Annotated in this window: 11 protein-coding genes; all 11 read right to left on the bottom strand. The window is 60.3% G+C overall.

Annotation, left to right across the window (positions count from 1 at the left end):
* Positions 1–6: 6 nt before the first annotated feature.
* Complete coding sequence (gene nuoH / locus KVQ82_RS18925) at positions 7–1,014, bottom strand: NADH-quinone oxidoreductase subunit NuoH (RefSeq protein WP_007964859.1); 1,008 nt, start codon at positions 1,012–1,014, stop codon at positions 7–9.
* Positions 1,011–3,725 carry an NADH-quinone oxidoreductase subunit NuoG gene (gene nuoG, locus KVQ82_RS18920; RefSeq protein ID WP_222015184.1) on the bottom strand — a complete coding sequence of 905 codons (2,715 nt, stop codon included), beginning with the start codon at positions 3,723–3,725 and terminating at the stop codon, positions 1,011–1,013. Before nuoG ends, nuoH begins: the two co-directional genes overlap by 4 nt.
* A gap of 136 nt (positions 3,726–3,861) precedes the next feature.
* A complete protein-coding gene (gene nuoF / locus KVQ82_RS18915) occupies positions 3,862–5,217 on the bottom strand; it encodes an NADH-quinone oxidoreductase subunit NuoF (RefSeq protein ID WP_041073222.1) in 1,356 nt (451 codons plus the stop codon).
* Positions 5,214–5,711 (bottom strand): NADH-quinone oxidoreductase subunit NuoE, encoded by a 498-nt coding sequence (gene nuoE, locus KVQ82_RS18910; protein ID WP_003223804.1) that lies wholly within the window; start codon positions 5,709–5,711, stop codon positions 5,214–5,216. Before nuoE ends, nuoF begins: the two co-directional genes overlap by 4 nt.
* Positions 5,712–5,713: 2 nt before the next feature.
* The gene (nuoC, locus tag KVQ82_RS18905; protein ID WP_041073225.1) at positions 5,714–7,498 is read right to left on the bottom strand and encodes an NADH-quinone oxidoreductase subunit C/D; all 1,785 of its coding nucleotides are present in this window, start codon (positions 7,496–7,498) and stop codon (positions 5,714–5,716) included.
* A 69-nt stretch (positions 7,499–7,567) separates the two neighbouring features.
* Positions 7,568–8,242, bottom strand: a complete 675-nt coding sequence (locus KVQ82_RS18900) for an NADH-quinone oxidoreductase subunit B family protein (protein ID WP_003223809.1) — start codon at positions 8,240–8,242, stop codon at positions 7,568–7,570.
* A gap of 10 nt (positions 8,243–8,252) precedes the next feature.
* Positions 8,253–8,666 carry an NADH-quinone oxidoreductase subunit A gene (locus tag KVQ82_RS18895; RefSeq protein ID WP_003223812.1) on the bottom strand — a complete coding sequence of 138 codons (414 nt, stop codon included), beginning with the start codon at positions 8,664–8,666 and terminating at the stop codon, positions 8,253–8,255.
* A gap of 558 nt (positions 8,667–9,224) precedes the next feature.
* On the bottom strand, positions 9,225–10,550 hold the full coding sequence (gene aceA, locus KVQ82_RS18890; protein ID WP_145596671.1) for an isocitrate lyase: 1,326 nt from the start codon (positions 10,548–10,550) through the stop codon (positions 9,225–9,227).
* A 473-nt stretch (positions 10,551–11,023) separates the two neighbouring features.
* Positions 11,024–11,785, bottom strand: coding sequence for a secretin N-terminal domain-containing protein (locus KVQ82_RS18885; protein WP_222015183.1), 762 nt, complete (start codon positions 11,783–11,785; stop codon positions 11,024–11,026).
* Between the two features lie 263 nt (positions 11,786–12,048).
* Positions 12,049–12,474 (bottom strand): GNAT family N-acetyltransferase, encoded by a 426-nt coding sequence (locus KVQ82_RS18880; protein ID WP_003223818.1) that lies wholly within the window; start codon positions 12,472–12,474, stop codon positions 12,049–12,051.
* The gene (locus tag KVQ82_RS18875) at positions 12,467–13,639 is read right to left on the bottom strand and encodes a cupin domain-containing protein (RefSeq protein ID WP_041073232.1); all 1,173 of its coding nucleotides are present in this window, start codon (positions 13,637–13,639) and stop codon (positions 12,467–12,469) included. The genes KVQ82_RS18880 and KVQ82_RS18875 overlap by 8 nt, the downstream gene beginning before the upstream one ends.
* Positions 13,640–13,670 lie beyond the last annotated feature (31 nt).

Here is a 13,670-nt window from a genome sequence, read left to right as displayed (position 1 = left end):
AAATCCTCACTGAACCGCAACCGCAGGTGTGTTCCACAACACAACCGCAGCGGTTATCAGCAAATTGATCAGGGTCAGTGGCAGGCAGAATTTCCAGCTGAAATCCATCACCTGGTCATAACGCGGACGCGGGATGGAAGCGCGCAGCAGGATGAACAGCATGATGAAGAACGCGGTCTTCAGTGCGAACCAGACGAAGGACAGTTGCGGCAGGATGCCGAACGGACCGTGCCAGCCACCGAAGAACAAGGTGACCAGCAGCGCCGAGATCAGGATGATGCCGATGTATTCACCGACGAAGAACATGCCCCATTTCATACCGGCGTATTCAATGTGGTAACCGTCGGCCAGTTCCTGTTCCGCTTCCGGCTGGTCGAACGGGTGACGGTGAGTCACGGCGACGCCAGCGATGAAGAAAGTACAGAAGCCGAAGAACTGCGGAATGATGAACCACAGGTTCTGCGCCTGGTACTCGACGATGTCGCGCATGTTGAACGAGCCGACCTGCACCACGATGCCCATCAGGGCCAGGCCCATGAACACTTCGTAGGACACGGTCTGCGCCGAGGCACGCAAGCTGCCGAGCAGGGCGAACTTGTTGTTGCTCGACCAGCCGGCGAACAGCACCGCGTAGACCGACAGACCGGCCATGGCGAAGAAGAACAGCAGGCCGATGTTCAGATCCGCCACGCCCCAGGTCGGGGTGATCGGGATGATCGCGAACGCGATCAGCAGGGCGGACATGGCGACCACCGGTGCCAGGGTGAAGATCACCTTGTCGGCAAACGGCGGGGTCCAGTCTTCCTTGAAGAACATCTTCAGCATGTCGGCGGCGATCTGGAACATGCCGAACGGGCCAACGCGGTTCGGACCGTAACGGTCCTGCCACCAGCCCAGCAGGCGACGTTCGACAAAGCTGAGCAACGCGCCCGCGACCACAACGGCCAGCAGAATCACGATGGCTTTGATGACCGTCAGGATCACATCGATCACTTCAGGGGTGAACCAGGTCATTGCGCTGCCTCCTGCAGACCGTCGACGGACACGCCGGCGAATGCCGGTGGAATGCCGGCGATGCCCGCAGGCAAGGCCACCAGACCAGCGCCCAGTTCTTCATTGATGCGCAGCGGCAGACGCAGGGTCTGGCCGGCCACGTTCAGGCTCAGCAGGGCACCGTCGTTGACGCCCAGGCGATCCGCTTCGGATTTGGCCAGCGCCACGTACGGAGCCGGGATGCGTTCTTGTACCGGCGCGGCTTTCGACGAGTTTTCGTCGCTGCCGAACAGGTGATAGAACGGCACGGCTTGCCAGGTGCCCGGTGCCGGGTTGAACGCACGCGGTGCGGCAGTGAACCAGTTCAGCGAATCACCGGTGCTTTCGATCAGGCGGGTGCCCGGGTCGCCAGCACGCAGGTGACCACCGACTTCGTCCTGGAACTTGTTCCAGGCTTGCGGCGAGTTCCAGCCCGGCGACCAGGCGAATGGCACCTGCTGACGCGGTTCGGCCGAGCCCGAGTAACCTTCCATGGAGAAGGCGAACGCGGTGTCTTTGTCTTGCGGGGTGCGCGGTTCGTGAACGCTGATGTCGGCGCGCATCGCGGTGCGACCGGAATAACGCAGCGGCTCACGCGCCAGTTTCAGACCCTTGATGCGGAATGCGGCAGACGGCGCGGCATCGACGATACGCGCCAGTTGCTCGGTGCTCGACGCCACGGCAGCGGTGACGTGGTCGAGTTGCGTCCAGTCGATCGGCTGGTTCAGCAGGGTCGAGCGCAGGGCGTGCAGCCAGCGCCAGCCTTCGTGAACCAGGATGCTCGCATCCATGTATTGCGGATCGAAAACCTGGAAGAAGCGCTGGGCGCGGCCTTCCTGGCTGACCAGCGTACCATCGCCTTCCGCGAAGCTCGCCGCTGGCAGCACCAGTTGCGCGCGATCGGTGGTGGCGGTTTTCTGGTGGTCGGCAACGATCACTACTTTCGCAGCGTTCAGCGCGGCATCGACCTTGGCTTTCGAGGTGCGGGTGTACAGATCGTTTTCCAGCACGACGATGGCGTCGGCCTTGCCATCGATCACGGCTTGCAGCGCCGCGTCGACCGATTCGCCACCGAGCATGGCCAGGCCGAGGCTGTTGGCTTCCGGCACGATCAGGCTGATCGAACCGTTCTTCTCGCGCAGCTTCAGGGCTTTGGCGATGTTCGCCGCGGCTTCGATCAAGGCTTTGGAACCCAGCGAAGTACCGGCGATGATCAGTGGGCGCTTGGCCGCGAGCAGGGCGTCGGCGATACGCTTGGCCAGTTCAAGGGCTTCGGCGTCCAGACCTTCAACGGCCGGGGCGCTGGCGTCCAGCGCGTGAGCCACGGCGAAACCGAGGCGTGCCAGGTCATCCGGAGCGGCGTGAACGCATTCTTCGGCGATGTCGTCGAGCTTGGTTTCGGCCAGGCTGGCGATGAACAACGGGTTCAGTGCGTGCTGACCGATGTTCTTCACCGCAGCGTCGAGCCACGGCTGCACGCGCATGGCTTCGGCCATGTCTTCGGCCTTGCCCTTGACCGACTGACGCAAGGCCAGCGCCATACGGGCGGCGGTCTGGGTCAGGTCTTCACCAAGGACGAACACAGCGTCGTGGTCTTCGATGTCGCGCATGTTCGGCACGGGCAGCGGGCTGTCTTTGAGCACTTGCAGGACCAGACGGATGCGCTCCAGCTCGGAGGCTTCGATACCGGAGTAGAAGTGCTCGGCGCCGACCAGCTCGCGCAGCGCGTAGTTGCTTTCGAGGCTGGCACGCGGCGAACCGATACCGACGATGTTGCGCCCGCGCAGCAGATCAGCGGCTTTATCCAGCGCAGCGTCGACGCTCAGCTTGGTGCCGTCGGCCAGCAGCGGCTGACGTGGACGGTCGGTGCGGTTGACGTAGCCATAACCGAAACGGCCACGGTCGCACAGGAAGTACTGGTTCACCGAACCGTTGAAGCGGTTTTCGATGCGACGCAGTTCGCCGTAACGCTCGCCCGGGGAGATGTTGCAACCGCTGGAGCAGCCATGGCAGATGCTCGGCGAGAACTGCATGTCCCATTTGCGGTTGTAGCGCTCGGAGTGCGTCTTGTCGGTGAACACACCGGTCGGGCAAACCTCGGTGAGGTTGCCGGAGAACTCGCTTTCCAGCGTGCCGTCTTCAACGCGACCGAAGTACACGTTGTCGTGGGCGCCGAACACACCGAGGTCGGTGCCGCCGGCGTAGTCCTTGTAGAAACGCACGCAGCGGTAGCAAGCGATGCAGCGGTTCATTTCGTGGGAAATGAACGGGCCCAGTTGCTGGTTCTGGTGGGTGCGTTTGGTGAAGCGATAACGGCGCTCGTTGTGGCCGGTCATCACCGTCATGTCTTGCAGGTGGCAGTGACCGCCTTCCTCGCACACAGGGCAGTCGTGCGGGTGGTTGGTCATCAGCCATTCGACAACGCTGGCGCGGAACGCCTTGGATTCTTCATCGTCGATGGAGATCCAGGTGTTGTCGGTGGCAGGCGTCATGCAGGACATGACGATGCGACCACGGGTGTCGTTCTCGTCGGTGTACTGCTTGACTGCGCACTGGCGGCAGGCCCCGACGCTACCAAGCGCGGGGTGCCAGCAGAAATAAGGGATGTCGAGGCCCAGCGACAGACATGCCTGTAACAGGTTGTCTGCCCCGTCGACTTCGAGCGCTTTGCCGTCTACGTGGATAGTGGCCATGGTTCAAAGGTCTTCGTTGGCCCGGTGTCAGCGGGCGTGGCTAATGGAATCTTGTTATCCGTCCGAATCCAGTCAGCCCCGAAAGGCGTCATCGGACGAAAGGCGAAGGGCACGGACCCTTCGCCTTTTTAAGCGTTTACGCGCCGATTACGATCGGCCTTGCCAGAGGCGGGACGGCGGCGCTTGCAGGCGCGATACCGGCTTCGAACTCTGGACGGAAGTATTTGATGGCACTGCCCAGCGGCTCCACGGCACCCGGTGCGTGAGCACAGAAGGTCTTGCCTGGGCCGAGGAAACCGACCAGACCCAACAGGGTCTCGATGTCGCCCGGCTGACCACGGCCTTCTTCGATGGCCATCAAGAGCTTGACGCTCCATGGCAGGCCATCACGGCACGGGGTGCAGAAGCCGCAGGATTCACGGGCGAAGAACTGCTCCATGTTGCGCAGCAGGGAAACCATGTTGACGCTGTCGTCCACCGCCATCGCCAGGCCGGTACCCATCCGGGTGCCCACTTTGGCGATGCCGCCGGCGTACATTTGTGCGTCGAGGTGTTCTGGCAACAGGAAGCCGGTACCGGCGCCACCTGGCTGCCAGGCCTTGAGCTTGTAACCGTCGCGCATGCCGCCGGCGTAGTCTTCGAACAGCTCGCGACCGGTGACGCCGAATGGCAGTTCCCACAGGCCAGGGTTCTTGACCTTGCCGGAGAAGCCCATGAGCTTGGTGCCCATGTCTTCACTGCCTTCGCGGGCCAACGATTTGTACCAGTCAACGCCGTCGGCAATGATCGCCGGCACGTTGCACAGGGTTTCGACGTTGTTCACGCAGGTCGGCTTGCCCCACACGCCGACAGCGGCAGGGAAGGGCGGCTTGGAGCGCGGGTTGGCGCGGCGGCCTTCGAGGGAGTTGATCAGTGCGGTTTCTTCACCGCAGATATAACGCCCGGCGCCGGTGTGGACGAACAGCTCGAAATCGAAGCCGCTGCCCAGAATGTTTTTACCCAGCAGGCCTGCAGCCTTGGCTTCTTCCACGGCACGATTCAAGTGCTTGGCGGCGGTGGTGTACTCGCCACGCAGGAAGATGTAGCCACGGTAGGTTTTCAGTGCGCGGGCACTGATCAGCATGCCTTCGATCAGCAGATGGGGCAGTTGCTCCATCAGCATGCGGTCTTTCCAGGTGTTCGGCTCCATCTCGTCCGCGTTGCACAGCAGGTAGCGGATGTTGATGGATTCGTCCTTGGGCATCAGGCCCCACTTCACGCCAGTGGGGAAGCCTGCACCGCCGCGACCTTTGAGGCCGGCGTCTTTCACGGTCTGGACGATGTCGTCCTGGGCCATGTCGGCGAAGGCTTTGCGCGCAGCGGCGTAACCGTTCTTGGCCTGGTATTCGTCGAGCCATACGGCTTCGCCGTCGTCACGCAGGCGCCAGGTCAGCGGGTGAGTCTCGGCCGAACGCTTGATGCGGTTGGCAGGACCGAAAGATGTCAGGGTCATACGTAGCCCTCGAGCAGTTTGGCCACGCCGGCAGGCTGCACGTCGCCAAAGGTGTCGTCGTCGATCATCAGCGCCGGAGCCTTGTCGCAGTTGCCGAGGCAGCAGACAGGCAGCAGGGTGAAACGACCGTCGGCGGTGGTCTGACCCAGGCCGATGCCCAGATTGTTCTGGATCTCGCTGACCACCGACTCGTGGCCGCCGATGTAGCAGACCATGCTGTCGCAGACGCGGATGATGTGGCGGCCGACCGGCTGACGGAAGATCTGGCTGTAGAACGTCGCCACGCCTTCAACGTCGCTGGCCGGGATGCCGAGGATCTCGCCGATCGCGTACAGGGCGCCATCCGGCACCCAGCCGCGTTCTTTCTGAACGATCTTCAGGGCTTCGATCGACGCCGCGCGCGGGTCTTCGTAGTGATGCAGCTCGTGCTCGATGGCCGAGCGCTCGGTTTCACTCAAGGTGAAACGGTCTGTCTGGATAAGCGTGCTGTTCATGCTTAGCGGTCCACGTCGGCCATAACGAAGTCGATACTACCCAGGTACGCAATCAAGTCCGCGACCATGCTGCCTTTGATCACCGAAGGGATCTGTTGCAGATGCGCGAAGCTCGGAGTACGGATCCGGGTACGGTAGCTCATGGTGCCGCCGTCGCTCGTCAGGTAATAACTGTTGATGCCCTTGGTCGCTTCGATCATCTGGAAGGATTCGTTGGCCGGCATGACCGGGCCCCACGAAACCTGCAGGAAGTGCGTGATCAGGGTTTCGATGTGCTGCAGCGTGCGCTCTTTCGGCGGCGGCGTGGTCAGCGGGTGATCCGCCTTGTACGGGCCTTCCGGCATGTTGCGCAGGCACTGATCGATAATCTTGACGCTCTGGCGCATCTCTTCGACGCGAACCATGCAGCGGTCGTAGGCATCGCCGTTGGCAGCCAGCGGCACTTCGAACTCGAAGTTCTCATAGCCGGAGTATGGACGTGCTTTACGCAGGTCGAAGTCGCAACCGGTGGAACGCAGGCCGGCACCGGTGACGCCCCATTCCAGCGCCTCTTTGGTGTTGTACTGGGCAACGCCGATGGTACGACCCTTGAGAATGCTGTTCTGCAGGGCGGCCTTGGTGTATTCGTCGAGGCGCTTTGGCAGCCATTCAACGAAGTCTTTCACCAGTTTTTCCCAGCCGCGTGGCAGGTCGTGGGCGACGCCGCCGATGCGGTACCAGGCCGGGTGCAGACGGAAACCGGTGATGGCTTCGATCACCGTGTACGCCTTCTGGCGGTCGGTGAAGGTGAAGAACACCGGAGTCATCGCGCCGACGTCCTGGATGTAGGTGCCGAGGAACAGCAGGTGGCTGGTGATCCGGAAGAACTCGGCCATCATGATGCGGATGACGTCGACCTTCTCTGGCACCTTGATGCCGGCCAGCTTCTCGACCGAGAGCACGTACGGCAGGTTGTTCATCACGCCGCCGAGGTAGTCGATACGGTCGGTGTACGGGATGAAACTGTGCCAGGACTGACGCTCGGCCATCTTCTCGGCGCCACGGTGGTGGTAACCGATGTCCGGCACGCAGTCGACGATCTCTTCACCGTCCAACTGCAGAATGATGCGGAACGCACCGTGTGCCGAAGGGTGGTTCGGACCCAGGTTGAGGAACATGTAGTCCTCGTTGGCCCCGGAACGCTTCATGCCCCAGTCTTCAGGACGGAAGCGCGCGGCTTCTTCCTCAAGCTGTTGCTTGGCGAGGTTGAGGCTGAACGGATCGAATTCGGTGGCGCGCGCCGGGAAGTCCTTGCGCAGCGGGTGACCTTCCCAGGTTGGCGGCATCATGATGCGCGACAGATGCGGGTGGCCTTTGAAGTCGATGCCGTACATGTCCCAGACTTCACGCTCGTACCAGTTGGCGTTCGGCCAGATGCTGGTGACGGTCGGCAAGCTCAGGTCGCTTTCGGACAAGGCGACTTTGATCATCACGTCACTATTACGCTCAAGCGACATGAGGTGATAGAACACGGTGAAGTCGGCGCCCGATGGCAGCCCTTGACGCTTGGTGCGCAGACGCTCGTCCACGCCGTGCAGGTCATAGAGCATGACGTACGGCTTGGGCAGGTTGCGCAGGAAAGTCAGGACTTCGACGAGTCTGGCGCGCGCCACCCACAGCACCGGCATGCCGGTGCGGGTCGACTGAGCGGTGAACGCTTCGGCGCCAAAACGGTTGTTCAATTCGACGACCACATCCTGGTCGTCTGCCTTATAAGGCGGGATGTACAGAGCGCTGCCTGTAGTCATGGTTATTTTTTCGCTTTCGGTCAACGTAAAGAATGAAGCCAGCTTCTCGTTTCTTTGAAACAGACTGGATCAGACTTCGTCAGGGCTGCGCAGGTTGGTGACTGCGATTCGCTGTTCGCGGCGCTGTTCCTTTTGCGAAGGCATGTCGGCGCGATAAACGCCTTGGTCGCCAACGACCCAGGAAAGCGGACGACGCTCCTGTCCAATCGATTCCTGCAACAGCATCAAGCCTTGAAGGAATGCTTCTGGACGAGGCGGGCAGCCAGGTACGTAGACGTCCACGGGCAGGAACTTGTCCACCCCTTGAACCACGGAGTAGATGTCGTACATGCCACCGGAGTTGGCGCACGAACCCATGGAGATCACCCACTTCGGTTCGAGCATCTGCTCGTAGAGACGCTGAATGATCGGCGCCATCTTGATGAAGCAGGTACCGGCGATAACCATGAAGTCGGCCTGACGCGGTGATGCCCGGATAACTTCGGCGCCAAAGCGCGCGATGTCGTGGGGCGCCGTGAAGGCGGTGGTCATTTCCACGTAGCAGCACGAAAGGCCGAAGTTGTACGGCCACAGGGAGTTTTTACGCCCCCAGTTGACCGCGCCACTCAGCACGTCTTCGAGCTTGCCCATGAAAATGTTTTTGTGGACTTGATCCTCTAACGGATCGGAAACGGTTTCCCGTTCGCCAATCGGATACTGCTCGTTAGGAGCATCGGGGTCGATTCTGGTGAGATTGTATTGCATTGCCAAAGCCTCATTGTTTCAGCTTCGCCTGCCGCTTGCGACGAGCTTCCGGAGCCCAGTCAAGGGCGCCCACTCGGAACAGGTAGACAAGACCTGCCAACAGAATTGCTATGAAAACGAGAGCTTCGACGAATCCGGTCCAGCCGCTTTCGCGGACGGACACAGACCATGCAAAGAGAAAGAGGGCTTCGATATCGAAGATCACGAACAGCATCGCGACCAGATAGAATTTGGCTGAGAGCCGCAAGCGGGCGCCACCTGTAGGTAGCATGCCGGACTCGAACGGTTCGTTTTTGCTGCGGCCCCAGGCTTTTGACCCGAGGAGGCTGGAGACGCCAAGCATGAAGGCACACAGGCCGACGACACCCAGAAGGAAAATGGCAAAGCCCCAGTTGTGGGCCATGAGTCCTGTCGCTTCGGGCATGCTGGTAATCCTTAACAGAGAGCAAAGGTCTCTGAGCTTGATAAAGAAATAGGCAGTGACGATATGTCGCAGCAATCAATCGCGCTGATTTTATGGCTAAACACCCGGCAAGTAAAATTCCTATAGCGAAATTATTTATTGGAATAAGGACATAGCGAACCTCCGATGCCCTGCAGGCCATGCGTTGCGGGCATTAGCCGGGATTCTGCCAATTATGTTTTGTAGGAAATGTAACGAACATAGTTGTCGCTAAATGATAATTAATATCGTTTGGGGTGGTTTTGTAACTGTTTAACGGGGCGCTAGTTGGGAAGTTGTCTTATATGCCCGTTACTGCAAGTAGCGGAGGCGCCAGTTTTACCCGTTTTTTCTGCCATTCGTACCGGTCTGGATCAATGTTTTGTCCCGTAGCTTCCCACCGGTCCTACAGGGGTTTTGTGGTGTTTGGGGGATCGGCGGGCAAAAAAAACGCCCCGAACCAGTCGGGGCGTCAGTCTTGCGGCTTTGCGGTTAGCTTTTTATACGATCCGCAAAGGCCGTTTGCTCAGCGAAGTCGAATCAGTGGAACTGTTCTTCTTCGGTCGAACCGGTCAGCGCGGTGACCGAGGACGTGCCGCCCTGGATCACGGTGGTCATGTCGTCGAAGTAGCCGGTGCCCACTTCCTGCTGGTGAGCCACGAAGGTGTAACCCTTGGCGGCGTCAGCGAATTCCTGCTCCTGCAGCTTCACGTAGGCAGTCATGTCGTTGCGGGCGTAGTCGTGCGCCAGGTTGAACATGCTGTGCCACATGTTGTGAATGCCGGCCAGGGTGATGAACTGGTGCTTGTAGCCCATGGCGGACAGTTCGCGCTGGAACTTGGCGATGGTCGCGTCGTCCAGGTTTTTCTTCCAGTTGAAGGAAGGCGAGCAGTTGTACGACAGGATCTGGTCCGGGTATTCCTTTTTGATCGCTTCGGCGAAGCGACGGGCTTCTTCCAGGTCCGGCTTGGCGGTTTCGCACCAGATCAGGTCGGCGTACGGTGCGTAGGCCAGGCCACGGGCGATTGCCTGGTCCAGACCGGCGCGAACCTTGTAGAAACCTTCCTGGGTACGGGTGCCAGTCACGAACGGCTGGTCGTACGGGTCGCAGTCGGAAGTCAGCAGGTCGGCAGCGTTGGCGTCGGTACGGGCCAGGATGATGGTCGGTACACCGGCAACGTCGGCAGCCAGACGAGCAGCGGTCAGCTTCTGCACGGCTTCCTGGGTTGGAACCAGCACCTTGCCGCCCATGTGGCCGCACTTCTTCACGGAAGCCAACTGGTCTTCGAAGTGCACGCCGGCGGCGCCTGCTTCGATCATGCTCTTCATCAGTTCGTAGGCGTTCAGTACGCCGCCGAAACCGGCTTCGGCGTCAGCCACGATCGGCGCGAAGTAGTCGATGTAGCCTTCGTCGCCCGGGTTCTTGCCGGCTTTCCACTGGATCTGGTCAGCACGACGGAACGAGTTGTTGATGCGCTTGACCACGGTCGGCACAGAGTCCACCGGGTACAGCGACTGGTCCGGGTACATCGATTCTGCGGAGTTGTTGTCTGCAGCCACCTGCCAGCCCGACAGGTAGATCGCCTGGATACCGGCCTTGACCTGCTGAACAGCCTGGCCGCCGGTGAGGGCGCCCATGCAGTTGACGAAATCTTTCTCTGGGCGGAAGGACGGCTTGGCACCCTGGGTCACCAGGTTCCACAGCTTCTCGGCGCCCATTTTCGCAAGGGTGTGCTCAGGTTGAACCGAGCCACGCAGACGGACGACGTCAGCAGCGGAGTAAGTGCGAGTCACGCCTTTCCAGCGCGGGTTTTCAGCCCAGTCTTTTTCAAGGGCTGCAATTTGCTGTTCGCGTGTCAGTGCCATGGAGATAAACCTCGTCGCGTCTTTATGAAAAGTTGTTCTGCGGTGGAAAATTCCTGCGCTCGCTGACCAGAAGCTTAGGCGGTCAGGTCGGGTTCGGCGGGGTAGGCGACGGGATGAACGATGGGCTCGAGGGGAAGTGAGCAGGTAGTGGCGGACTGCGGGCGCATTCGGGCGTCGTGGGCCTTTATACGTTCTACAGCGTAAAGCCGGGTTACCTAATTACGCTTCCGTCCCTCGGGACAACTTCGTTCCAGTCGGCAACCTCGTCAAACACACCTTGTGGGCGGTACAGACACGAAGCGGTTCGCGGGGTAGGTGCGGACGTCGCTTCGAAGGCCCTTGCCAGGGCCTCTGATTAGCGGGAGCGAGGCCATCATGCCTTCGCTTTTTTGGCTCGTCAAACGTTTTGTAGTGCTTTTTTTCAAGCACTACATCTTTCGTCTAATACGACTAATCAGTCAGTTTTCGGTGCTTTAGTCCAGGGCGTCGACTTTGACCCGCAAGGTCATGTCATCCCGGCCTTGAGTCGAGTAGCTGCGGGTCAGCTCCTGTTTGTCGGCCTGAGTCTGGCGATTCACCCCGGCGAGAGTGATCCATTCGCCCAGGCGTCCGCTGACTGTTGTGTCGGTACTTTGCACGTTCACTACATCGGGACGTTCCTGGCTCATGCGGTCACGGTTAGTACTGATTGCCAGGTGAACGATGTCGCCGGTGACGCTCGCCGTCACGTAGAAACCCTGGGTGACGTTGCGGTATTGCGTCTGGCTGCTGTAATCGCCGTAGGAGTTGGTCTGGCTGCTGGTGATCGGCACACTTTGACCGACTTGAATCAGCGCCGGCATGCCGTCGGTGGCTTGCACCTGCTGCACGCCGCCATCACGGCTGGCGGTGCTGCGGCTGATGATGCGGGTCTGGTTCGGTTGGGCGCCGTTGACCGAGTAGCCTTCATCGCCACGGTCGTTGTTTTCATTGGTATCGACCGTGATCAGCAGGCGTTTGGGCGCAGTGTCGAGTTGACTGATCAGCGCCTTGAGTTCCTGGATCTTGTCCGGCTCGGCCTTGATGATCAGTTGATTGCCATAGGCGCTGACCTGACCGTCCTTGCCGATGAAGTCCTGCGCCATCGGCAGCATATCGGCACTGGTGCGGTAATTGAGGGGCACGATTTCTGTGGCTGCCATCACCGAAAAACTGCAGCCGAGCAGCAGGGTGGTGAGCAGTGTGCGTAGGGACATGTCCGTTATCTCCGCTTTCGAAAGGCTTGATATTGCCAGTTTGTCGGCCCGGGGTGGGGCAAGTTGAATCGTAGACAGCAAAACGCCCCGGCATCCGAAAATGGCGGGGCGTTTTGAGAGGGCGCTCAAGAGCCTTTGTAGTGAGGGGATTTATCCCCGATGGGGCGCGGAGCGGCCCCAAAAAACCTTGGGCCTGCTTCGCAGTCCATCGGGGATAAATCCCCTCACCACAGGATCTCCAAAGATCACAAGACTTCTGCCGCTCAGGCCGAATGGCGAACCATATCGACATGCGGAATCCCGGCTTCAAGGAATTCCTCACTGACCAGGCTGAAGCCCAGGCGCTCATAGAACGCCGTGGCCTGCACCTGCGCGCTGAGCATTTGCTGCTGCAGGCCGCGGGCTTCGGCTTCGGCGATGACTGCTTGCATCAGCGCATCGCCCACCTTCATCCCGCGCCAGTCCTTCAGTACCGAAACCCGGCCAATGTGCCCGTCGGGCAGCAGGCGCGCGGTGCCGATCGGAAAGTCACCTTCGAACGCCAGAAAATGCACGGCGGTCGCGTCATCGGCGTCCCATTCAAGCTCGGGTGGCACCGATTGTTCGGCGATGAACACCGTTTCACGAATGCGCCGGATCTCGGCGTTGTCCTTTTGCCAGTCTGCGACACGTACGCGAATCTTATTCATCGGCAAATCCCAGGCTGCCCTGTTTGACCAGCTCACAGAGCAGGCCGCGACCGTCTTCGTCGTTCAGCCACTCGCCGAGGTTGTCGACGTGCAGCGCATCGGCGGCGCAGATCATCTTCAACAGCTCGCGCAGCTTGCCCGGCAGGTAACGGCTCTGACCGCTGGCGAACAGCAGCAGATCGTCATCGACTTCCGACCAGGCCAGGCGCGCGCTCGGGTTGCGGATCAGCACCGCACCGTCTTGCAGGGCGTTGAGGAAGTCATCTTCTTCAACGTCTTCCGGGCCGACCACCAGTTCCGGGTAGCGCGGTTCGGTCATGTACTGGCCGAACCAGGTCAGCAGCAGGCGTTCGTCGCTCATGTGTTCGGCGAGCAGGCTTTTCAGGCGGCCGAGTGCGTCGTGCTGGATCTGATGCGGATCATCGCTGACCGGTTTCGCATCGGCGTCGGTGTAGCGTTCTTCGTCAGTCAGGAACTGGCTGAGGAAGTCAGTGAAATGGGTCAGCACTTCAGAAGCGCTCGGCGCGCGGAAGCCGACTGAGTAGGTCATGCAGTTGTCCACGGCGACACCGCAGTGGGCCAGGCGCGGTGGCAGATAGAGCATGTCGCCCGGTTCCAGCACCCATTCTTCGGTTTCGTGGAATTCGGCGAGGATGCGCAGATCCGCGTGTTGCAGCAGCGGGCTTTCGGAGTCGCACATCTGGCCGATCTTCCAGTTGCGCTTGCCGTGGCCTTGCAGCAAGAACACGTCGTAGTTGTCGAAGTGCGGACCGACGCTGCCACCCGGGGCGGCGAAGCTGATCATCACGTCGTCGACGCGCCAGCTCGGCAGGAAGCGGAAGTTTTCCAGCAGCTCGCTGACTTCCGGGACGAATTGATCAACGGCCTGAACGAGCAGGGTCCACTCTTTTTCCGGCAGCTTGCTGAATTCGTCTTCGGCGAACGGGCCGCGACGCAGCTCCCACGGACGCTCGCCGTGTTCGATCACCAGGCGCGACTCGACCTCTTCTTCCAGGGCCAGGCCGGCCAGTTCGTCGGCGTCGATCGGGCTTTCGAAGTCAGGGATGGCCTGACGGATCAGCAGCGGCTTTTTCTGCCAGTAATCGCGCATGAATTCGCGCGCCGTAAGACCGCCCAAAAGTTGAAGAGGAGTATCAGGATTCATGTGTAACCTATTGAAAAAAAGCATTTTTCAG

Origin of the sequence: Pseudomonas sp. AO-1 (genome assembly GCF_019775695.1) — a bacterium.
Taxonomy (GTDB): Bacteria; Pseudomonadota; Gammaproteobacteria; order Pseudomonadales; family Pseudomonadaceae; genus Aquipseudomonas; species Aquipseudomonas parakoreensis.
Note: the sequence above shows the minus strand (reverse complement) of the source record. Positions and strands in the feature narration are given on the sequence as shown.